The following is a 20,863-nucleotide window of genomic DNA, read 5'->3' as shown; positions in this document are numbered from 1 at the left end:
TGACGTCTTGTCTATTGGCGTCTTTTTAATGTAAGCGCTTTCATTTATAGCACATTGACTGCTGATAGCAATGTTTTTCGGTATTTAGCCGCGGTTTTTTTGCAGAAAAAAGATACAACTTTTTACTCGGTAGGCTTTGTGTTGTGTATGGTATCTCACGAAGCTATCCGTTACTCTGCTTGGCAAAGCGTAAAGGTAATAAGCTATATCATGACCACACTAGCCTCTAGTAAACCGACCTACATACTAAGCATTGATTTTGGTACGCAAAGTGTGCGAGCAATCATTATTGATGAGCATGGCAACATTTTGGCAAAAGGCCAGCAGCCGATGCCGGCCTATCAAACTACCTCGCCTGGTTTTGCAGAATTAACAGCGGCCAGCTATTGGCAAGCGTTACAACAAGCGTGTCAGCAGCTATGGCAAGTAAGTGCTATTCCAGCTTCTGCTTTAGCGGCTATGACGTTAACTACCCAACGAGGCACGATGTTTTGTCTAGATAAAGACAAAAAGCCCTTACGGCCTGCCATTATTTGGCTTGATCAACGACAAGCGAGTCAGTTGCCTCACCTGGGGTGGCGTCGAGTACTATTTAAGGTCGTTGGTGCAGCGGCCATTGTACGCCGATTTCAAACACGCGCTCCTTCAAACTGGCTAGCCAGTAACGAACCAGCCATTTGGCAGCAGACCGCGCATTATGTATTGCTGTCAGGTTATTTAAGTTGGCGCTTAACCGGCGAACTTACCGATTGCACAGCAGCACAAGTTGGCTATTTGCCTTTTAATTTTAAACGACAACGTTGGGCCAGCCGTTTTAGCTGGAAGTGGCGAGCATTATCGATACAACCCCATCAGCTGCCCCGTTTAGTCGCAGCGGGTGAGCCAATAGGAAAACTCTGTGCAGAGGCTGCGGCTGATTTGGGTTTACCAGCAGGATTATCGCTATTGGCGGCCGGATCGGATAAAGCCTGTGAAGTGTTAGGGTGTGGCGGGTTAACGCCCGATATCGGTTGTATCAGTTATGGCACTACAGCCACCATCACCACAGTAAACTCGCGCTATGTAGAACCGCAACGCTGGTTACCCGCCTATCCAGCTGCGCACGGGAATGCTTATACCAGTGAGGTGATGATTCATCGCGGGTTTTGGCTAGTCAGTTGGTTTAAAGAACAGTTTGGTTTGCAGGAGCGACAAGCGGCTACAGAGCAAGGGATAGAGCCTGAGCAACTGTTTGATGCGCTGTTAAAAGCTGTACCTGCCGGCAGTATGGGATTAATGCTCCAGCCATATTGGTCACCGGGTATTACTTTTCCGGGGCCTGAAGCGAAAGGCGCGATGATTGGTTTTAGTGATGTGCATGAGCGGGCCCATGTCTATCGTGCCATTATTGAAGGGTTAGTCTATGCCTTAAAAGAAGGCAGCGAGCGGCTGCAACGGCGAAATGGCCAACCTATTCAAACGCTGCGTGTATCGGGTGGCGGTGCTAAAAGCGTTGAAGTTCTGCAAATAACCGCGAACGTCTTTAATCTGCCGGTTGAGCGCCCGCACACCCACGAAACGTCAGCGCTGGGCGCGGCGATCTCAGCGATGGTGGGTTTAGGCCGCTACCCGGATCACCCCAGCGCTATTGCTGCCATGTGCCGTTTACCGCAGCGTTATTTGCCTGATCCGGTTAACGCTGCGCAATATCAACGACTGTATCGGGAAGTGTATTTGAAAATGTACCGCCAACTCCAGCCGCTGTATAACAAAATCCGCGACATCACCGGTTACCCTACCTAACCCACTGGTCCAACCGCACTCCGAGACAGGTCATACCGGTGTCTGAGTGTGGTCCAACCTGTCTCAGAGTGTGGTCGGAGGTGTTTGAGCCGAAAAGCGGGCGTCATCATTCGTTATTGCGGTATATTAATCAGCAATGATCAGTTAGGATTTCAATTGTGACGTGTCAATATGCAGCTTGCAGCGTGACATACTCAGCTGCAGCGACATGGCGGTTTGTTATCACTATGCACGCCACTGGTTTTTTTTACATCAATGCGGGCGGGTTTTACTAGACCACTACAGTCACGGTTATCCAACCTGACAGTTTGCACATAGTTTGAACATTGAGTAGCGCCAATATGGCGCAGAGAGATAAAGATGCAAGGTATTGATTACTTAGCGAGCCCGCTGGGCTTAGTAGAAATTGTGGCGAACGAGGCCGGTGTGGTTGCGGTGACGTTTTGCCAAAGACAACAGCAGCCGAGCACTGAGCCGCAATGGACGCGCGAAGCGAAAGCCCAGTTGGCTGCTTACTTTGCCGGTGAGTTAACGGTGTTTCAATTACCGCTGGCGGCAGAGGGCACTCCTTTTCAGCAGCATGTTTGGCAGGCGCTTCTCACCGTACCCTATGGCCAAACCGCCAGTTATGGTGATATCGCCAAACAAATTGGTAATCCAAAAGGCATGCGCGCGGTGGGTTTAGCCAATAGTAAAAACCCGATTTCGATTATTGTGCCTTGCCATCGCGTTATCGGCGCCAATAAAACACTCACAGGCTATGCCGGTGGCGTTGATAAAAAAGCTTGGTTATTGGCGCATGAAGGGGTTAGCGGTCTAAAGTATTAATCGTCAGAGCGCAGAATACAATGCTTGGCATAATCTTTGGCTTCATTGGCTGTCCAATCGCCTTTAGCTTTGGTATCCATCTGTTCACACCATTTCTTTGAACCCACTTCAGGGGCACAACCTGCTAATAACACCACACTGGCCAATAATGCTAGGGAAAGTTTTTTCATAATATCTTCCTGATAATTCATATTAATAGGTGCTGCAATATGCAGAAGCGCAGCGCTGTAAAACGCTTTAGCAGTGTAGCGTTTTCAACGGCATTTTGTCAGAGAAATATTGCGGGGTGTTTTTGCAAAATAAAAGCAGGCTATAGCATTTTAGCTTAGCCTGCCAAATGCGACGGGTTAGCGTGGTACAAACTCTAGCACGGTAGCATTAATGCAATAGCGTGTCGTGCCATTCGGGCCATCATTAAAGCGATGTCCTAAATGAATACCTGATACCGCCGCCACAATTTCGGTGCGGATCATGCCATGGCTGTAATCAGTGCGGGTGGTTACCGCGCCATCAATCGCTTTTTTAAAGGATAACCAACCGCTGCCCGAGTTAAAACGATCTCGGGTGTCAAATAACGGTGCGCCGCTAAACGCATCAACAAATACGCCGTCAGGGGTATTTTTAAATATTTCATATTGTTTACAGAAAGGCCGGTCGGTATCACTTTGAAAGGCCACTTGATAACTTTCGCTATCAGCACCGACACTGAATAAACCCAATGCCTTATAAAATACCTCTGGCTCCATATAGCCTTGTACGCCAAAGACTTCTACCCCGTTTTCGATAAATAACAGGGTGGGGGTTGCCCAAGTGGGCGTGGTGATGGTTAAACCCTCTAACTGGCTGGCTAAGCGATAATGTAGCGGGATCTTACCCTGATATTTACTGCTGACATTGGCTTTGAATTTTTCGCAATATGGGCAATATTCCGCTGCATCAATCATTACAATGTGTTTGCCCTTTAATAAAGCGCTGTTGTCGACCGCCGGCGCGGCGGTAACATTTGAGCTATCAAAGCGCACGCCTGTTGAGTGGTCTGGGCAATAGCCATTGGGATTTTTGGCGATGTAATCTTGATGAAAATCTTCGGCGGGAAAAAATTGGTTTAATGGCTGTATTTGCGTTTGGATCTCGCCATAACCGGCTGCCGTAAGCAGAGGCTGATATTGCGCCGTCACTTGCTTAGCGATTTTTTGTTGCTGTTCATTTTGAAAGAAAATGGCCGAGCGATATTGCGTACCCACATCATTACCTTGGCGATTGCGCTGTGTGGGATCATGCATTTCATAAAAGCGCTGTAACAAGGTTTCGAGGCTGACTAATTCAGGTTGAAAAGTCACTCGAACCACTTCGGCATGGTTATTCGGGTTAAATTTGTTGCGCTGCTGGGTAATCACCCGATAGCTTGGTTCCACACCATTGCCACCGGCGTAACCTGACTGTACATCCGTGACCCCAGGCATCGCTTCGAAGCGTTTTTCTACACCCCAAAAGCAACCGGCGCCCAGCACTATGGTTTCAAGCTGCATACTGGCTTGCGGTGTAGTTGCCATTAATGGCGTGGTTAAAAAGAAAATACTGAACAAAAAGCTGCTAACGATGTTGCTTAAAATACGCATGTTACTGCCCTCAATGACGAGTTTTAATCTACGTTGCGTTATTGGGGATAGACCATTTCAATGCCAATCAGTTCGGGTTGTTACCGAGAGAGTGTTTGTTTCATCCTTTATTTTCCTGCGTTTATCAGATGCTTTCCTTAGCTAAGCCGAAGTGCCTTGTTGCCTCTGAGGTCTTTGCTAATACTCACTGCAAGCCAAACAACCAATAGGTAAATAACGATGAAAATTGAACACGAAGTAAAAGTATTGCGCGTTACCGCTTTGACCAGCTTAGTTTTGTCTTTAAGTTTATGTTTGATGGGTATGAAATCATCTAATGACGGGCGTTTTGAGACCTTAACCGTTGAGCGCTTAAACATTATTGAAGCGGATGGTACCGTGAGAATGCTGTTAACGAACACTGCACGCTTTCCTACTACCGAAGAAGTGAATGGCAAGGTGTTAAACGAGGATCGTAAAAAGCGCGCCGGTATGTTGTTTTTTAATGAAGAAGGTATGGAAGCCGGTGGTTTTATTTACGATGGTGCGAAAAATGCGAACGGTCATAGCGCGGGCATGTCGATGACTTTCGATAAATACGATGGTGATCAAGTCATGCAGCTACTAACCGTTGATGAACAGCGAGGTGATAAACGTATTGTTCGCTCTGGGTTGGCTTTTAATGATCGTCCTGCAGCAGAAACCCAAGATGGCGTGCGGAAAATTATGCGCGAGTTGGCACAAATTACCGATCAATCACTAAAACGGCAGAAGATACAAGAATATCAAGATGCCGGACTAATTGGCGGCGCACCCCGTATCTTATTAGGAAAAACTGCACAGCAAAACAATGGTTTGTTTCTTTTTGCCAAAGATGGTTCGCCACGTGCGATGTTTTATGTAGACGAAAACGATGAAGTGCAGTTAAAGTTTATGGACGCAGCCGGCGAAGTGACGCGTTCATGGTCAAGTACTGCGGCTAAATAATGGATAAGGCGGCAATGGCCGCCTTTGTCACTTTCCAAGGACAGACAGGAACTGATTATGTTGCAGCGGTTTTACGCCTACTTACAAGTTGACCGGCTTTTTTTACTAGGTATTTTCTGCTTTAGTTATTTTTTAGTCATTAGTAACCGCGTGCGAGCGGGTATGGTGTCTTGGTATACCTTTACGCCCGAAGCGCCCATTGTCACGTTTTTTTCCGCTTTGCTTATTTTTTTGTTGGTGCGTTATTGCTTAAACCGGTTTCAACATAACGATGACGGCCAGCTCAGTTGGTTGAAGATGTTGCAGATTATCTTTGTCTCTCTGCTAGTCTATTTAGCCGCTAATAACAGCATTAGCGTTCTGATTTCCGTGATGTTTAACACTGTCGAACGTAATTTTTCACCGAATTTGCTGTTAAGCAAAAATTTAGGTGATATTGTCGATGTGGTGTTATTCGCCGGTATTTATTTGGCGCGATATCATTGGCAGGCGGCCAGTCGTTATCAACAACAAGTTGCCGATTATAATCAACAGCTGGCGCAATTAACTATTCAGCAATTAAAAGCGCAACTGAACCCGCACTTTATTTTTAACGCGTTAAACACTTTAGATGAGTTGATCAGTGTCGATCAAAAACAGGCCAGCCGCTATTTGCATGACTTTGCCGCGCTCTATCGGTTATCTATGCACAATGCTACGCAGCAGTTAGTGCCGCTGGCACAAGAGATAGAGTTTGCGGAATATTATTTTAAATTAATGCAAACTCGTGTCGGGCCCGGTTATCAGTTGATTATTGATCCGGCTTTGCGCTCCAGTCAAAGCTTGTTGCCACCCTTTAGTTTGCAGTTATTACTCGAGAATGTGTTTTTACATAACCAAGGCAGCCTTGCAGCGCCGTTGCTGGTGGATATTTCGCTGCAGCAACAACGTGTGGTGGTCAGTAACCCCTTACAGCCGAGCGCCAAAAAAACACGCAGCGGTAACGGCATCGGTCTCACAAATTTAGCTAAACAGTTTTTGTTTTTAACCGGCCGTAATTTAGATATCAATCATGCAAATCAACGCTTTAGTGTGAGCTTGCCATTATTAGAGGAGCAGCCACGTGTTTAGGGTAGCCATTGTGGAAGATGAGCCATTGGCGCGCAGCAAGTTACGGCGGTTGATTGCCGAACTACCTGATCCGATGGAAGTTGTCGCTGAACTGGCGACAATAAAAGAAACGGCCGCTTTTTTAACGAGCGGCCAGGCTGTTGATGTGATTTTTTCTGATATCGAGCTGGCGGATGGCAATGTGCTGACCACTTATCAACAAATTCCGCCTCGCTGCCCGCTGATTTTTATTACCGCTTATGATCAATTTATGTTGTCGGCTTTTGATAGTCAGGGCATTTCCTATTTACTTAAACCCTATAACAGTGAAAAGCTGTTGCAGGCTTGGCAGAAATTTCGCTTATTAAGTGCCAAAACCGTTACTGCGGAGCCTGATCTCTCCAAGCTGACTGCCTTGTTAGCGCAGTTGCCTGCAACCCCTGCCGTGGCCAGTTATGCCACGCGCATAGCGATACGGCAGCAGCAACAGATTTACTTTTTAGATATAGCCGATATCAGCTATATCCAAGCTGATGGTGGCCTGATTATGGCGTTTGATGCAGCAGGAAAGCGGCATTATTTGCCTTACACGAGCTTGCAAGCGGTAGAGGCGATTTTAGATCCGCAACGTTTTTTTCGAATTAATCGCAGCGAATTAGTGCAAACGCATTACATTGAGCGGTTAGAGCGCTTTTGTAAAAATACGCTCACGGTCTTTCTTCGTTCTGGCGTGCAGTTAAAAACCAGCCAAAGCCGAACCAGCGAGTTTAGTCGCTGGTTGGGTATTTAGTTGCTTAAACAAAGGTGAGTACCAGGCTAATAATCACGCCGGTGATCAGCAGCTGCATTAAACAAAACCCCATGATGTCTTTGGCTTTTAAACCGGCAATAGCCAGCACAGGCAAGGCCCAAAATGGCTGGATCATATTAGTCCAAGCATCGCCCCAGGCCACCGCCATGGCAACGCGACTAATATCAGCGCCTAACTCCAGCGCAGCCGGTAACATTACTGGGGCTTGCACTGCCCACTGACCCCCACCAGAGGGCACAAAAATATTAACGATACCGGCACTGATAAAGCTAAAAAACGGCAAACTTTCTGCACTAGCAAAACTAACAAACCATTCTGACATGCTTTGTGCTAAACCCGACTGAATCATAATAGCCATAATGCCAGCATAAAATGGGAATTGGATCACAATACCGGCGCCGCCTTGCACCGCTTGTTGCAAGCTATGCAGTAAACGCCGTGGTGTGCCATGCAGCACTATCGCTAAAAATAGGAATAAGTAATTAACGATGTTTAAATTAAGGCTGCCACCTTTGACAAAATACTGGACTAAATAAGCAACACCCGCAAAGCCGACGATCAAAGCTAATAGTAGGCTATTTTCAAGTTTATCTGCCGGGCGCTGCTGGGTGATTTCTGGTAAAGGCGTGTCATCGAGTTTAGCGGGGTCGACATAGATACTGTCTTTTGCTGACGGTAGCATCAGGTAGTTTACCAGCGGCACTGCAACAAATAGCAAGGCCAGTAATATCAAGTTAAAGTGCGCGAAGATAGTCTCACTGGTTGCGATTAAGCCAATTTGCGCTTCGGCAAAATGTCCAGGTGTCGCAATGGTCAGCGGCACAGAACCGGCTAAACCACCATGCCATACAATAAAGCCTGAATAAGCACTGGCTACCAATAAGCGATAATCCACTTTGATTTGTCGGGCTAATGCTTTGGCAAATAATGCGCCGACCACTAGGCCAAAACCCCAGTTAAGCCAACTGGCGAATAATGAAATCACGCTAACTAACACAATGGCTTGGCCCGGCGTTTTGGCCAGCATAGCTAAGCGATCTAAAATGGCTTTTACCAAGGGCGTACTGGCCAGCATGTAGCCGGTAACCAGCACCAACAGCATTTGCATGGCAAAACTGAGTAAGCCCCAAAAGCCATCTCCCCATTGTTGTAATACTTGCTGCGGCGACTGCTGTTCAAACAGCACTGCGGCAGCAAATACCACTATGGTGAGTAGTAAGACAAAGATATAAGGATCAGGTAGATAACGTTCGACTAAGCGAACAAAGGGTTTCGCAGCGGTATTAAGCATCATCAACTCTTTTTATAATAATAATAGGCTTAACTTTAAAACAGCTTAGCCAAACAACACAACCGCTACAAGGCGTTAGCCGCAGCACACTTTAGTCTTATGCCAAGAGTGATTAAACGTAAAGGCACTGGCTTCGCCTTGTCGCTTTAGCGTATGCTTAGGTTTTGTGTTTATCCGGAAAAATTAATGAAATTATCTCGTTTATTAGCCACGACAGCGTTGTTAGTTGGCAGCACCTTAATGGCGCCGTTACATGCGACAATCGTGCAATTTAATACGTCGTTGGGCAACTTTGAAGTCAACTTATTCGACGAAACCACGCCAAAAACCGTAGAAAACTTTTTAAGTTACGTTAAAGATCAAAGCTACGATAATAACGTGGTGCATCGTTTGGTGCCGGGCTTTATTGTGCAAGGTGGCGGTTTTGTTTACACCGGTCAGGTGCCGTTTGGGAATGTGGTGGCTAAGGCTGCAGTACAAAATGAACCGAAATGGTCTAATCGACGTGGCACTATCGCTATGGCTAAAATTGGCGATCAACCCAACAGTGCAACTAGCCAATGGTTTTTCAATTTAGTGGATAACCAAACCAACTTAGATGCGCAAAATGGCGGTTTTACCGTATTCGGTCAAATCTCTGTGCAAGGTTTGGAGATTTTGCAGCAAATGGCACAATTACCTACTTATAATTTTGGTGGCGCCGCAACCAACATTCCACTGCGTAATTATACGTCAGCCGATTTTGCCGCCGGTAAAGCCCTAACGGCTGACAACTTGGTGCTGATTGAAAGTGTGTTTGTGATTGATACTCGAGTTAACACTGCTGCCGGTTTAACCCCTGTAGCCAATACTTTAGCAAGTAATGGCACTTCCGAAGGCGATTCAGGCTCGGGCTCGATTAATTGGCTCGTGTTGTTATTATTGCCATTAGCGGCTTTACGTTTGCGTGCCGCTCATCGTAGCTAAGGCTTGTTGACGTTTGCTGTTTAGATTTTGTTCGTTTGGCGATGTTTTGATTGCGAAATGAGTGCGTTAAGCTTTTCAGGCCGTTTACTAAAAAAGGGTTGCGGCCTTAAACCATTTTTTATCTCTTCCTCGCGCGACTAACAGCAGGCTTAACGTGATGGATGTTTCTGCCCTTCTCAAACAACTACCTGTGGCCACACAACCGGCTTATCGGCAAGTTTTGCAATTGTTATTGCAGCAAATCATACCTTTGGCACGGCCTTTAGTGCTGGGTATTAGCGGTGCGCAAGGCAGCGGTAAAAGCACCTTGGCCAAAATGCTGTGTGGCTTGCTGCAACAGCAGGGTATTTCGGCCGCCACCGTGTCGCTAGACGATTACTATTTGTCGCAACATGCTCGGCGACAGTTAGCCGCGCAAGTGCATCCGTTGTTGGCCCAACGTGGCGTACCCGGCACACATGACATTCATAAAGCATTAGCGGATGTGCAAGCGGTACTCGCTGGGCAGGCTGTAGCATTGCCACAATTTGATAAGGCGATGGACGATCGGCTAGCTGACTTACCCAAACAACAGTTTGATGTGCTGATTGTTGAAGGCTGGTGTTTAGGTGTGGAAGCCGAAGCTGCTGAGGTGTTGGCGCAGCCTGTAAATGATTTTGAAGCCGCTGCCGACGCTAAGGGCGTGTGGCGTAGCTATGTTAATCAGCAACTGGCCGGTAGTTATGCCGAGTTATGGGCTTTCCTACAGCCACTGATTTGGTTAAAAGCGCCTGATTGGTTCAGTGTTTGTCGTTGGCGAGCTCAGCAAGAGCAGCAATTATGGCAGCAACGAGGTAAAGGTATGTCGGCTACTGAATTGGCTGCTTTTATGTTGCCCTTTCAGCGGCTGACTCAAGCCAGTTGGCAGCAGTTGCCGACACGAGCAAATTACACTATTGTACTAAATGAGGCACAGCAACCGTTGCTCAGCCCTGGAGGCTGCTGGTGATTTACACACATCGTTTGACACTGCGGCCACTGACCCTTGCTGATGCACCTTTTATGCTGAGGTTATTAAATGATCCGGGCTTTTTGCAACATATTGGCGATCGCGGGGTACGCGATTTGGCTGGCGCTGAGCAGCATTTGCAACAAGGGCCGTTGAAAAGTTATCAACAATACGGTTTTGGCTTGCGGGCAATGGAGCACACCGCCACCAAACAGTTGATTGGTATCTGTGGTTTATTGCAGCGCGAACAGCTTGATGCGCCCGATCTTGGTTATGCCTTGCTCGAACCTTATCAGCAACAAGGTTTTGCTTATGAAGCTGCCAAGGCCGTGTTGCAGTGGGCGGTTACGCTACGGATACCATCGTTGTATGCCATTGTTAATGAAGATAATACGGCTTCGCAGGCCCTGTTACACAAGTTGGGTTTTGCTTACCATAGCCCCTTTAGTTTAACGCCTGAACAGACCGGTTGGTTATATCAACGAGCATTACCAATAGCTTAAATGACGTTGCTAAACACCGCCGCTTAACAGCCACATTCCTGAAGTTTCCGTTCTAGTTGCGCAATACGCTCCTGTGCTTGTTCACGATAGCGTGTTAAACGCTCGATGGTCGCGGCTGAATTGCTCTTCACAAAACTCACTTGTTCTTCAAATTGCACTTTTTGTTTATTAAATTGAAAGCGTTCTAGTTGAATTTGCTGCACCGCCTCGCGCTGTTGTGCTAATTCTTCCCGTAACTGTTTGATCGTTTCGCGTTGCTCGGCCTGATGTTGCGAGGTAATGCTATTTTGATGTTTCAACAATGCTAAATGAGCGCGTAATTGTTCCACATTGTCGCATTGTTCAGGGTTATTCGGTTGCAAAAGGGCTTTTAATTCGGCTAATTCGTGTTGCACGTTATGCAGTTGATCCGCTTGTGCTGCATTAATGGCTAGCGCCTCATCCCGCTCTGCTGTTAACGCACTGAGTTGCTCGCTTTGCGTTGCCTGCTCGGTGGCACTGTGTTGTGGCGAGGCCAGTTGTTGCAGTAAGTCTTGGTGCTGTTGCTGCAGTTGTTGCAATTCTTGCTGTAACTGAAGGTTTTCTGTTGCCGTGGCCTGCTCGGCGGCACTGTGTTGTGGCATGGCCAGTTGTTGTAGTAAGTCTTGGTGCTGTTGCTGCAGTTGTTTTAATTCTTGCTGTAACTGAATGCTGTCGGCTAATGCAGATGGCTCTGCTGTGGTTTTTTGACGGCGTATCTGACTCAACAGCGTATCGCGCTCAGAGCTGAGTTCAGCACATTGCTCGGAATATTCGGCCAGTTGCTGATGGATCTGTTTTTTCATTTCAAAGTGTTGGCGTTGCTGCTCTGTCAATCGTTGTTGTAAGGCATCATACTCGGCCTGTAGCTCAGAAAAATGCTGTTGCTCTTGTTGATACTGCGCCACCGCGTTTTGCGCTGCACTTAACGCTTGCTCGGTGTCTTGCTGTGCGCTTTTAGTCTGCTGCAACGTTGTTTCAAGTACTTCGAGTTGCGTTTGAGCTGTGCTTAATTGCTCAGCCAGTTGTTGCTGTGCCGCCTGCTTTTCCTCTAATTGAGCAATTAACTGCTGTTGTTGTTGATACTGTTGTTGTAACTCAGACAATTGCTGCTCGGTGTCGTTAAGCTGTGCTTGCTTTGAGGCGAGAGCGGTTGCGTGTTCAGAGGCTTGAGCATTGGCGGCGGCCACGGCCGCTTGGCTGGCGGTTAGTTGCTCCGTTGCCTTGCTCAGTTGTTGTTCTAACTGGCCCAGTTGTTGTTGCAAAGCGGTGCGTTCTTGTTGCAGGCTGGCAAAGTGTTCTGCCTGAGTGGTCAGTTTCTGTTGTTGGCTGTGCAATGTTTGCTCTAAAGCCGTTTTACGCTGTTCCAACTGCTGCCATTGCTGCTGTGCCTGTTGTAAGTGCTCAACCGCAACCACTTCACCTTGCAGTGCTTCGGCTAATTGTTTTTGCAACTGCGCCGTTTGTTGCGCGCCTTGTCGCTCGGTTTCACGCAGAAACGCTTGCATAAAATCGTCACTGAGTATTGGCGCTTGCTCAAGCTGTCGCTGTTGAGCTTGCTCGTATCGCCACTTTTTATAGTGTGCTATCACCGTTGCTTGTGCGTCAGACACTTTAGACAAAACATAATCTAGCGACACGGTTTTACCGGTACTTTCTAGATCATCACAAATTCTTTTCACATCAGTATATTGCGACATTTTCTACGCCCTCACAGCGAAGCAGCAAAACCAGAGTAGGCAAGGAACCCATATTCACAGCTTAGAAAATAGCCAAGTTGCCAGCAATATTGATCTACTGATTAATTATGTTGCGAGTGTTTTTTAAACCTTAAAGTTTTTAAGTGATTAAAATAATTCAGTTTATTTTTTATTTAGCGAGTTAAGTTAACGGTCAAAATTGTGGTTTTAACCATCAATATAATCCTTAGGTATTAGTCAGTGTCACAAGTTTTTGCTATTTAATGTTAGGCAAGGTAAATTAACTGATTATTTGTACAGTGTTTTGTCTGATGATTTTATACATTGCAGAAAAGCCCAGCGTTGGCCGTGCCGTAGCCGATGTGCTCCCCAAACCACAGCAAAAAGGCGATGGCTTTATTAAAGCCGCCAATGGTGATGTGGTGACTTGGTGTATTGGTCATTTACTGGAACAGGCAGAACCTGAAGCCTACAATGCCGATTACAAAAGTTGGCGCAAAGCCCACCTGCCAATTATTCCAATAGAATGGAAACAACACGTTAAGTCGCAAACCCGCCAGCAATTTAATGTGGTTAAAAAACTGATCAAAGAAGCCGATGTGTTAGTGAATATGGGCGATCCGGATCGTGTCGGGCAAATTTTGGTGGATGAAGTGATTAATTATGCGGGGATCAGTCAAGCCAAGCGTGCGGCCACCAAGCGCTGTTTAGTGAATGACATGAATCCGGCGGCGATCAGCAAAGCCTTAAAGGATTTGCGCCAAAACACTGATTTTATTCCGTTAGCCACTTCAGCCTTAGCGCGGGCAAGGGCCGATTGGTTGTATGGTATTAATATGACACGGCTATGTACCTTACTAGGCCAAGAGCATGGTTATCAGGGCGTGTTGTCGATCGGCCGTGTGCAAACGCCGGTGTTGGGGTTAGTGGTGCACCGCGATCTAGAGATTGAACACTTTGTAACGAAACCCTTTTATGAGGTGTGGATAACGCTGCAAACCCGCAGTGGTGAGCAGTTTAAGGCAAAGTGGCAACCGAGTGCCGCCTGCGAGCCTTACATGGATGAAGATGGCCGGGTGTTACTGAAAAAGTTGGCTGACACCGTGTTAGCAAAGGTGAGGGGCCAAACGGGCCAAGTTAAAGCCGTGAAACGCGAACAAAAAAGCCAGGCTGCACCCTTGCCTTACAATTTATCCTCATTACAAATTGATGCGTCTAAACGCTTTAATTTAAACGCGCAAAAAACCTTAGATATTTGTCAGCAATTGTATGAACGCCATAAGTTAATTACCTATCCGCGTTCTGATTGTCGTTATTTACCGGCGGGTCACTATGCTGAGCGGCAAAAGGTAAGCCAAGCGATTGCCAGCAGTAGTTCGCAATTAAGTGAGGCCGTGAAAAAAGCAGATTTAAACTTAAAAAGCAAGGCCTGGAATGACAGCAAGGTAGGGGCGCACCATGCCATTATACCTTCCGAGCGGGTGCTGGATGTGCAGCGTCTTTCGCTAGATGAGCGACATATTTATGAGTTAATTGCTCGACAATATTTAATGCAGTTTTATCCGGCGTTTCGTTATAGCGAGCATCAAATTGATACTGAAGTTGCCGGTGGGTTGTTTGTCGCCAAGCAAAAATCGACCGTCGATCTGGGCTGGAAGGCCTTACTTGCACGTTCCGGTTCAACTGACGAAGAGACGAATGAATTCAGTACAGCCTTGCCGGCAGTGCAGCAGGGCGATCAGGTTAATTGTGTTGAAGGGCAACTGGATGAGAAGCAAACCAGCCCGCCGAAGCATTTTACCGACGCTAGCTTACTGGCCGCTATGACCGGCATCGCGCGTTATGTTACCGATCCAGAAATAAAAAAAGTGCTACGCGATACTGACGGTTTAGGCACTGAAGCCACGCGAGCAGGCATAATTGAATTGTTGTTTAAACGACAGTTTTTAACGAAACAAGGTAAAGAGATCCACGCCACACCCATTGGCCGGCAATTAATTCAAAGTTTGCCGCAGCGCATGGTGGTGCCCGATATGACGGCACACTGGGAAGCGCAGCTTGAAGCGATTTGTGAAAAACGCTTGCGATACGACCAGTTTATGCAACCGTTACAACATGGCTTAGTCGAGCTCATCAGCGAAGTTAGCCAGCAACATGGGCAGTTTTCGGGATTAAAAGGGCTGGGTCAAAACCGCTTTAGCCGCAGTAAAACCGGTCGGGCTAAATTTGCCGCCAAGAAAACCAGCAGCAAAGCAGCAAGGAAAACAACCTCAACCAAAAAAGCGGCCGGCAGCACTCGGTCTCGTCGCAGCAGCCAATAAAAAACCGCAGTTACAACCTAACCCAAAAGAGTTATAGCATCTTAGGCTGTTTACTAATAAAGCACAGTAAAACAAGGCTTTTGCGCAATAGCGCTAATTCAGGTGTCGCTAACAAGAAGGATGCACTAGGCTATAAATAGAGCAAGATAACCGTAACAGTGCAGTGCTTATAGGCTGGCACTAGCTATATTGCAAAGATTGCCTACACTTTAATAGTGTCATGGCAGCTCAGACAGCCAGCGCTGTTGTACAACAGAGAGGGTGCACAAATGATTTTGTTAGTTGGTGGTGAAAAAGGTGGCAGCGGCAAAAGTTGTCTAGCACAGAATATTGCTGTGTACTTTTCCCGCGAGAAAAATGCTAATGTGATGTTGGTCGATTGCGATCCGCAACGCACCACGTCAGATTGGGTGCAAGAGCGACACATGAATCCAGAATTGCCTTGGCTGAATTGTGTGCAAATGTACGGCAAAATTCGTTATGAGCTGAAAAGCTTAGAAATGCATTACGATGTGGTTGTGGTGGATTGTGGTGGCCAAGACAGTGTGGCTTTACGTTCAGCGATGGTGGTGGCCAGTCATGTATTATTTCCACTAAGACCGAAGCGCCGCGATTTAAAAACACTCGAACACCTTGAAGATTTGGTCAGTGCCTGTAATGTAGTTAATCCAGAGATGATTGTGGGTTGTGTTTTAACCCAGTGTCCGTCACTACCCAATCAAGCTGGGCGCATTTTAGATGCAAAAGAGGTCTGTAAGAGCTTTAATTTACGTGTGCTCGACAACATTACTTACAGTCGCAACATTTATGACGATAGCGAAGAAAAAGGCTTATCGGTAATGGATGTGGATAATGAAGGTAAAGCAGCCTCGGAAATGAAATCGATTATTGAAGAATTGCTATCCATGAGGGCGATACAACAAGATGGCGCTAAGCGACCTGAAGAAAAAGTCTTTGCCGTCAAATAAACCCAGTTTTACCACTGAAGAGTTTATTGATGATGCAAATAATTATGCCTTGGGGCTGCCGCAAATTGTCAGCTTGCGGCAACTATTACCAGACGAGGATGAAACGGCTAAACTGCCGATGCGTCATGCGACTTTTACGTTAAGCGAAGAGGCGATTGCCGCCTTAGCCGAGTTAAGTGAATTAACCGGTGAATCTAAATCGAAACTGATCCGCACCTTAATTAAACGCGCCACGCAATCAGTGCAAATTGATTTGGCGCGCTTAAAACCCACAACATCAAAAAAAGACTAACGATTCCACCAGTGTTTTGTAAGTTAGTTAACTAAAAACGCGTAGGCAGTTACATAAGCCGTTTCTTGAAAAACTTTTAGGCCGGTTGATTTAAAATCTACAGGTAAAGGATGACGTTTAATGCGATCTTTTACTGCCGCACCCGACAAAATGGTGGTGGGACAAGTGGGAATTAATTGAATTGCCGCTTCAATTTTAAACCCTACCGCACCGCCCGCAAATTTACCCTTTTGTGGCCGTTCTTTAATGATCAGATGCTCAATTTTATAATCTTCGACCAGTTTTTTTATCGCAAATTGAAATTTTTGTACGCTTTCAGCTAGTTGATCTTGGCTTAGCGCGATTCGATTAACCCGACATTCCGGAAGATCAAATAAGCCGTCTTCTAAATTCATTAAACATAAAATGGCTTCACTGCCTTTTATTTCGATCCCGCAGACGCGCATGGCAATTTCCTGTTAGTTATCTTGTAATTGGTTTAAATGTTTTTCGATAATCCGGCAGCTTTTTTGCTGCACCTCACCAAAAAGCAAAGAATTAAATTCTTGGTTTACGCAGTAGGTTTGCCGATATTCCAAAATACTGCTGCGACTGGCTGCCGCATTGTTTAGTAATTTTTGTTGGCCAACCCCAAGGTTTTCAGTTAAGGCGGTAAATTCGCGCTGTACCGCAATCACTCCACGATCTTCCTGCTGCCAGCTTTCAGACACCACAGACTCTACCTTGTTAAAAAACATATCTCGGTAGGTTTTAAGTGGCTCTCTGCCAGAAAAAGTGATTAAAAGTAAGATAATAAAGGCAAACCAAAAAAACTTTTTCATAGTTAAGGCTTATAATTGCAAGCGATGCCTCATTCTAGCGGAATTCAAACGCTTTCGCATTAAAGTGTTGTGATATATGGCGCTAGCTTATTTTATGTCAAATAATTTCGGTAAGAGCCTGATATACTGAGGCCATCACCAGTTGTCACCCAGTGCCATGTTATTGTTGAGGAAGACCAGTGGATAAGCAAAAAATTGACGTGAAAAACATACCGGTTGAAGTGAAAATTCATCGACCTGCCGCTGATACCACAACGAAATATGCTTCACGCGATCGGATCTATATTCGTTCGGTGAAGGGATTACACCAAAGCCTGCGTCGTAATATGGGCTTTATCTTTATGTCGTTGTTTTTTCTTTTGCCATGGATCCCATATCATGGTCAGCAAGCCATCTTGTTGGATATTGGTGAGCAAAAATTTAATATTTTTGCCTTAACCCTGTGGCCACAAGACTTTACCTTATTAGCCTGGATTTTTGTGATTGCCGCTTATGCGTTGTTTTTTGTGACAACCTTTTATGGGCGTGTCTGGTGTGGTTATCTTTGTCCGCAATCGGTGTGGACTTTTACCTTTATGTGGTTTGAAGAGAAGATCCAAGGCACGCGTAATCAGCGCATGAAGCTTGATCAAGCGCCGATGAGTTTTAATAAGTTTTGGAAGAAAGCCCTAACGCATTTTTGTTGGTTGGCTTTTGCATTGTTTACCTCATTAATTTTTGTCGGTTACTTTACGCCGATTGGCCCACTATTCCTTAATTTCTTTACACTGCAAGCCGGGTTTTGGGCGGTGGTGTCAGTACTGTTTTTTACTTTTTGCACCTATGGTAATGCCGGCTGGATGCGCGAAATTATGTGTACGCATATTTGCCCTTATGCGCGTTTTCAATCAGCGATGTTTGATAAAGACACTTTTACCGTAACCTACGATGAAGCGCGTGGAGAAAACCGTGGACCTCGAAGCCGTAAAGATACCGATTACAAAGAAAAGGGCTTAGGCGATTGTATCGACTGTAACTTGTGTGTGCATGTCTGCCCTACGGGCATCGATATTCGCAACGGCTTACAATATGAATGTATTAACTGTGGCGCCTGTATCGATGCTTGTGACGATACGATGACAAAAATGGGCTATCCCAAAGGCTTGATCAGTTACACCACCGAGCACACGTTACAAGGTAAACCGGCCAAGGTGTTCCGGCCGAAGCTGGTGGGGTATTTCCTTGTCTTAATTTTGGTCTGTGTGGCTTTTGTGGTGAATTTAACTATTCGTAAACCGCTGGAGCTCGACATCATCCGCGATCGTGGCGCCTTGTATCGTGAAACGCCAGAAGGCTTAATTGAAAATACCTATACCCTCAGTATTATCAATAAATCGCAACAACCAAAAACGCTGAACTTGTCGGTTCTGGGCATTGAGCAGTTAAAATGGATTGGTGATACCGAAGTGATATTAGCCGGGGGCGAAAGCCGTAACGTGGTGATAAGCCTCGCTTTAGACCCTTATTATGCGAAGAAGCCGGTGTTAGACGTAAGCTTTACCGTGACGGATGCAGGACAACCTGAGTTAACGATTTCTCAGGAGAATAAATTCTTTGCCGGGCGCTGAGCTGACGCAGCGTTTTGATTTTTCAACGCTGCAGCCCGACCTTATTTTAGATGCGCTGTACCATTATGGTTTAGATGTCAGCACGGGGCTGCTGGCACTGAGCAGTTATGAGAATCGTGTTTATCAATTTAGTGCTTATCGTGATGGTGCCGCACAGCCCGAAAAACTGGTGGTTAAGTTTTACCGACCAGAGCGTTGGACCGCGGCGCAGATTGAGGAAGAGCATCAATATGCTTTTGCCTTAGTCGACGCCGACATCCCCGTAGTGGCGCCGCTTCGTTTTGCTGGCAGTAGTTTATTGCATTATCAGGGCTTTTTATTTGCGGTTTTTCCAAGTCGTGGTGGCCGTACTTTAGAAATCGACAATGATGAGCAATTGGCTATGCTGGGGCGGTTTTTAGGTCGGATGCACCAGGTTGGCCGCCAGCAACCTTTTCGTGAACGCCCCACCTTAACCGTCGAAAGTCATTTAATTGAAAGCCAGCAAGTATTAGCCAACTTAAGTTTAATTCCTACTTATCTGCGGCCGGCCTTTGACAGCGCCTTAGCGCAGGTGATTGCCGAAGCCAGTCGACAATATCGGCCCGCTCAGCTGATCCGGCTGCATGGTGATTGTCATGCGGGTAATCTCTTTTACACGGGCAATGGCCCGTTTTTTGTCGATTTAGATGATTGTCGCATGGGGCCGGCGATGCAGGATATTTGGATGATGCTGTCCGGTGATCGGCAACAGCAGCGTTTTACCCTTGAGTTAATGCTAGAAGAGTACGAACAGTATTGTGAATTTGATCCGGCCGAGTTAAAACTGATCGAGCCATTACGCGCTATGCGTATGATCCATTATATGGCATGGTTAGCACGGCGTTGGGAAGATCAAGCTTTTGTGATGAACTTTCCATGGTTTGGTACAGACAAATACTGGGAACAGCAGTGTCTGGCGCTAAAAGAGCAACTGTCATTATTACAGCAACCCCCTTTAAGCTTAGTGCCAGACTATTAACAATTTGCTAAGCTAGTGCGCAAAATGACCCAGCAGTATGACTAAACAGAGGTAAATAATGAAAAAGTGGTTAGTAGCAGCCGTCGCTGTCGTCTTGTTACCCTTGTCGGCATTCGCCAACAATTACGAAGAAGGCAAGCATTACGAAGTGATATCAGAACAAAAAACAGCTAAGCCAGAAGTGAAAGAATACTTTTCTTTCTATTGTGGTGGTTGTTACGCTTTTGAGCCGATTGCCCAGAGTTTATCGAAAAACTTACCTGCCGGTACCGAGTTCAAAAAATCACACGTCGACTTTATCCGCGCCGCTTCACCTGAAATTCAAAATGCTTTAGCGCGTGCTTATATCTCTGCGAAAAACCTAGGTAAAGGCGATGAAATGGCCACAGCTATTTTTAATCAAATTCATAAAAGCCGCGTACCATTTCGGGCAGAAGACGATGTGCGTAGCCTAGCGCTGATTAATGACATTGATGCAGAAGCCTTTGATAAAGCCATGCGCAGCTTCCCAGTGCGCGGAGCGGTAGGCCAAATGGCACGTGAACAAGAACAATTAAGTGAAAGCCGCGTTCTAACGGGTGTGCCAATGTTGGTTGTTAACGGTAAATATAAAATCAATAATCAAAACTTAGATCAACGCAATCTGCAAACAGATATGCAAAACCTTATCGAGTTTTTATTAAAGAAAGACTAGTTATATCTTGCTAATAAAAAGGGCCTGCATGCTGATAATGCAAGTCAGTTAAGCATGACCTGTTTGCTCTAAATCAACCGTTGAAGGCCATGGATGGCCGGAATCGAGCCTCAGGGATGATTCATGGCGTGTTGATGTGAGCAAACCGTGTCATGCTAAATACTAAACTGATCGTCATTACAGCATGCTGGCCCTTTTCTATGCGCTTAATCAGCAATCTCGACAGCCGTAGGGACTAACTGATAAGCCTCCGCTTTACCTTCAGCTTGTGGCCAAACTTTAACGATACCTTTTGCATAAGCCGTTTTGCCTTTCGCGCTTAATGGAAACACCATATCGCCATCTTTTACTTTGATGCGAAAGCGAGACTCTGCTTCATCGCTTGCGAGTGTCATCCAGCAATGCATTTTGGTACAAACGGCGGTGACAGTACCTTCAATGGTAATTTCTTTATCAAGATAGGTGGCAGGCGATGCTAATACCGAGGCTACGCTGGTCAATGCGGTTTTATCAAGGTTCTCACCAAAGGTAATGGCTGCAGATAAACTGGCCGCAAAAAAAAGTGACGCTAAGCTGAAAAGTGCTTTCATGGTTTCCTC

General features: G+C 46.1%; 21 protein-coding genes. 14 read left to right on the top strand and 7 right to left on the bottom strand.

Translation table 11 applies throughout. The annotated features are described in order from the left end of the window. The first annotated feature begins 210 nt into the window (after nt 1-210). Complete coding sequence (locus JAO78_RS06855) at nt 211-1,782, top strand: FGGY-family carbohydrate kinase (RefSeq protein ID WP_226750622.1); 1,572 nt, start codon at nt 211-213, stop codon at nt 1,780-1,782. 360 nt (nt 1,783-2,142) lie between these two features. Further along, nucleotides 2,143-2,610: a methylated-DNA--[protein]-cysteine S-methyltransferase gene (locus JAO78_RS06850; protein WP_226750621.1), complete on the top strand. Its 468-nt coding sequence runs from the start codon at nt 2,143-2,145 to the stop codon at nt 2,608-2,610. Here JAO78_RS06850 and JAO78_RS06845 read toward each other — a convergent pair. Further along, entirely contained in the window at nt 2,607-2,780 is a 174-nt protein-coding gene (locus tag JAO78_RS06845) for a DUF3012 domain-containing protein (protein WP_226750620.1), read from the bottom strand. The genes JAO78_RS06850 and JAO78_RS06845 overlap by 4 nt on opposite strands. A 177-nt stretch (nt 2,781-2,957) precedes the next feature. After that, on the bottom strand, nt 2,958-4,229 hold the full coding sequence (msrA, locus tag JAO78_RS06840; RefSeq protein WP_439647501.1) for a peptide-methionine (S)-S-oxide reductase MsrA: 1,272 nt from the start codon (nt 4,227-4,229) through the stop codon (nt 2,958-2,960). A gap of 219 nt (nt 4,230-4,448) precedes the next feature. Here msrA and JAO78_RS06835 point away from each other — a divergent pair, with 219 nt between their 5' ends. The 3 genes from JAO78_RS06835 to JAO78_RS16840 are packed head-to-tail and all read left to right on the top strand — an operon-like array spanning nt 4,449 to nt 7,074. Next, nucleotides 4,449-5,195 (top strand): hypothetical protein, encoded by a 747-nt coding sequence (locus tag JAO78_RS06835; RefSeq protein ID WP_226750619.1) that lies wholly within the window; start codon nt 4,449-4,451, stop codon nt 5,193-5,195. A 57-nt stretch (nt 5,196-5,252) separates the two neighbouring features. Continuing rightward, nucleotides 5,253-6,305, top strand: coding sequence for a sensor histidine kinase (locus JAO78_RS06830; protein WP_226750618.1), 1,053 nt, complete (start codon nt 5,253-5,255; stop codon nt 6,303-6,305). After that, nucleotides 6,298-7,074, top strand: a complete 777-nt coding sequence (locus tag JAO78_RS16840; protein WP_226750617.1) for a LytR/AlgR family response regulator transcription factor — start codon at nt 6,298-6,300, stop codon at nt 7,072-7,074. Before JAO78_RS06830 ends, JAO78_RS16840 begins: the two co-directional genes overlap by 8 nt. Before the next feature lie 4 nt (nt 7,075-7,078). Here JAO78_RS16840 and JAO78_RS06820 read toward each other — a convergent pair whose 3' ends face one another. Continuing rightward, nucleotides 7,079-8,386: a short-chain fatty acid transporter gene (locus JAO78_RS06820; protein ID WP_226750616.1), complete on the bottom strand. Its 1,308-nt coding sequence runs from the start codon at nt 8,384-8,386 to the stop codon at nt 7,079-7,081. 186 nt (nt 8,387-8,572) lie between these two features. Here JAO78_RS06820 and JAO78_RS06815 point away from each other — a divergent pair, with 186 nt between their 5' ends. From JAO78_RS06815 to JAO78_RS06805, 3 genes are all read left to right on the top strand, one after another. Next, nucleotides 8,573-9,352 (top strand): peptidylprolyl isomerase, encoded by a 780-nt coding sequence (locus JAO78_RS06815; protein ID WP_226750615.1) that lies wholly within the window; start codon nt 8,573-8,575, stop codon nt 9,350-9,352. A 157-nt stretch (nt 9,353-9,509) separates the two neighbouring features. Further along, nucleotides 9,510-10,340 carry an ATP-binding cassette domain-containing protein gene (locus JAO78_RS06810; protein ID WP_226750614.1) on the top strand — a complete coding sequence of 277 codons (831 nt, stop codon included), beginning with the start codon at nt 9,510-9,512 and terminating at the stop codon, nt 10,338-10,340. Next, on the top strand, nt 10,337-10,843 hold the full coding sequence (locus tag JAO78_RS06805; protein ID WP_226750613.1) for a GNAT family N-acetyltransferase: 507 nt from the start codon (nt 10,337-10,339) through the stop codon (nt 10,841-10,843). Before JAO78_RS06810 ends, JAO78_RS06805 begins: the two co-directional genes overlap by 4 nt. Before the next feature lie 23 nt (nt 10,844-10,866). Here the strand turns inward: JAO78_RS06805 and JAO78_RS06800 are convergent, their stop codons facing one another. After that, nucleotides 10,867-12,561 (bottom strand): coiled-coil domain-containing protein, encoded by a 1,695-nt coding sequence (locus JAO78_RS06800; protein ID WP_226750612.1) that lies wholly within the window; start codon nt 12,559-12,561, stop codon nt 10,867-10,869. Between the two features lie 311 nt (nt 12,562-12,872). Here JAO78_RS06800 and JAO78_RS06795 point away from each other — a divergent pair, with 311 nt between their 5' ends. From JAO78_RS06795 to JAO78_RS06785, 3 genes are all read left to right on the top strand, one after another. Next, nucleotides 12,873-14,882 (top strand): DNA topoisomerase III, encoded by a 2,010-nt coding sequence (locus tag JAO78_RS06795; RefSeq protein WP_226750611.1) that lies wholly within the window; start codon nt 12,873-12,875, stop codon nt 14,880-14,882. 269 nt (nt 14,883-15,151) lie between these two features. Further along, on the top strand, nt 15,152-15,850 hold the full coding sequence (locus JAO78_RS06790) for a nucleotide-binding protein (protein WP_226750610.1): 699 nt from the start codon (nt 15,152-15,154) through the stop codon (nt 15,848-15,850). Then, nucleotides 15,837-16,142, top strand: coding sequence for a ribbon-helix-helix protein, CopG family (locus JAO78_RS06785; RefSeq protein WP_226750609.1), 306 nt, complete (start codon nt 15,837-15,839; stop codon nt 16,140-16,142). The genes JAO78_RS06790 and JAO78_RS06785 overlap by 14 nt, the downstream gene beginning before the upstream one ends. 23 nt (nt 16,143-16,165) lie before the next feature. Here JAO78_RS06785 and JAO78_RS06780 read toward each other — a convergent pair whose 3' ends face one another. Both JAO78_RS06780 and JAO78_RS06775 read right to left on the bottom strand, forming a co-directional pair. Further along, nucleotides 16,166-16,588, bottom strand: coding sequence for a DUF3010 family protein (locus tag JAO78_RS06780; protein WP_226750608.1), 423 nt, complete (start codon nt 16,586-16,588; stop codon nt 16,166-16,168). Between the two features lie 12 nt (nt 16,589-16,600). Continuing rightward, on the bottom strand, nt 16,601-16,963 hold the full coding sequence (locus JAO78_RS06775; protein ID WP_226750607.1) for a hypothetical protein: 363 nt from the start codon (nt 16,961-16,963) through the stop codon (nt 16,601-16,603). Between the two features lie 179 nt (nt 16,964-17,142). On the opposite strand from JAO78_RS06775, the gene ccoG reads away from it, so the two are divergent. Genes ccoG through JAO78_RS06760 form a run of 3 tightly spaced genes read left to right on the top strand, consistent with a single transcriptional unit; the run spans nt 17,143 to nt 20,264 of the window. After that, entirely contained in the window at nt 17,143-18,570 is a 1,428-nt protein-coding gene (gene ccoG, locus JAO78_RS06770; RefSeq protein ID WP_226750606.1) for a cytochrome c oxidase accessory protein CcoG, read from the top strand. Continuing rightward, the gene (locus tag JAO78_RS06765; protein WP_226750605.1) at nt 18,557-19,570 is read left to right on the top strand and encodes a serine/threonine protein kinase; all 1,014 of its coding nucleotides are present in this window, start codon (nt 18,557-18,559) and stop codon (nt 19,568-19,570) included. The genes ccoG and JAO78_RS06765 overlap by 14 nt, the downstream gene beginning before the upstream one ends. A gap of 58 nt (nt 19,571-19,628) precedes the next feature. Further along, on the top strand, nt 19,629-20,264 hold the full coding sequence (locus JAO78_RS06760) for a thiol:disulfide interchange protein DsbA/DsbL (RefSeq protein WP_226750604.1): 636 nt from the start codon (nt 19,629-19,631) through the stop codon (nt 20,262-20,264). 206 nt (nt 20,265-20,470) lie between these two features. Here the strand turns inward: JAO78_RS06760 and JAO78_RS06755 are convergent, their stop codons facing one another. Further along, nucleotides 20,471-20,854, bottom strand: a complete 384-nt coding sequence (locus tag JAO78_RS06755) for a DUF4920 domain-containing protein (protein ID WP_226750603.1) — start codon at nt 20,852-20,854, stop codon at nt 20,471-20,473. Nucleotides 20,855-20,863: the final 9 nt, after the last annotated feature.

The sequence above is a fragment of the Alishewanella maricola genome (genome assembly GCF_016343785.1).
In the GTDB taxonomy this organism is placed as follows: domain Bacteria; phylum Pseudomonadota; class Gammaproteobacteria; order Enterobacterales; family Alteromonadaceae; genus Alishewanella; species Alishewanella maricola.
This window is presented reverse-complemented; position numbering and strand designations above follow the sequence as displayed.

Bases quoted from the DNA above. Each gene is read 5' to 3' on its own strand.
- JAO78_RS06855 (WP_226750622.1), top strand. From the start codon at position 211: ATGACCACACTAGCCTCTAGTAAACCGACCTACATACTAAGCATTGAT.
- JAO78_RS06850 (WP_226750621.1), top strand. From the start codon at position 2,143: ATGCAAGGTATTGATTACTTAGCGAGCCCGCTGGGCTTAGTAGAAATT.
- JAO78_RS06845 (WP_226750620.1), bottom strand. From the start codon at position 2,780: ATGAAAAAACTTTCCCTAGCATTATTGGCCAGTGTGGTGTTATTAGCA.
- msrA (WP_439647501.1), bottom strand. From the start codon at position 4,229: ATGCGTATTTTAAGCAACATCGTTAGCAGCTTTTTGTTCAGTATTTTC.
- JAO78_RS06835 (WP_226750619.1), top strand. From the start codon at position 4,449: ATGAAAATTGAACACGAAGTAAAAGTATTGCGCGTTACCGCTTTGACC.
- JAO78_RS06830 (WP_226750618.1), top strand. From the start codon at position 5,253: ATGTTGCAGCGGTTTTACGCCTACTTACAAGTTGACCGGCTTTTTTTA.
- JAO78_RS06820 (WP_226750616.1), bottom strand. From the start codon at position 8,386: ATGCTTAATACCGCTGCGAAACCCTTTGTTCGCTTAGTCGAACGTTAT.
- JAO78_RS06815 (WP_226750615.1), top strand. From the start codon at position 8,573: ATGAAATTATCTCGTTTATTAGCCACGACAGCGTTGTTAGTTGGCAGC.
- JAO78_RS06810 (WP_226750614.1), top strand. From the start codon at position 9,510: ATGGATGTTTCTGCCCTTCTCAAACAACTACCTGTGGCCACACAACCG.
- JAO78_RS06800 (WP_226750612.1), bottom strand. From the start codon at position 12,561: ATGTCGCAATATACTGATGTGAAAAGAATTTGTGATGATCTAGAAAGT.
- JAO78_RS06795 (WP_226750611.1), top strand. From the start codon at position 12,873: ATGATTTTATACATTGCAGAAAAGCCCAGCGTTGGCCGTGCCGTAGCC.
- JAO78_RS06790 (WP_226750610.1), top strand. From the start codon at position 15,152: ATGATTTTGTTAGTTGGTGGTGAAAAAGGTGGCAGCGGCAAAAGTTGT.
- JAO78_RS06780 (WP_226750608.1), bottom strand. From the start codon at position 16,588: ATGCGCGTCTGCGGGATCGAAATAAAAGGCAGTGAAGCCATTTTATGT.
- JAO78_RS06775 (WP_226750607.1), bottom strand. From the start codon at position 16,963: ATGAAAAAGTTTTTTTGGTTTGCCTTTATTATCTTACTTTTAATCACT.
- JAO78_RS06760 (WP_226750604.1), top strand. From the start codon at position 19,629: ATGAAAAAGTGGTTAGTAGCAGCCGTCGCTGTCGTCTTGTTACCCTTG.
- JAO78_RS06755 (WP_226750603.1), bottom strand. From the start codon at position 20,854: ATGAAAGCACTTTTCAGCTTAGCGTCACTTTTTTTTGCGGCCAGTTTA.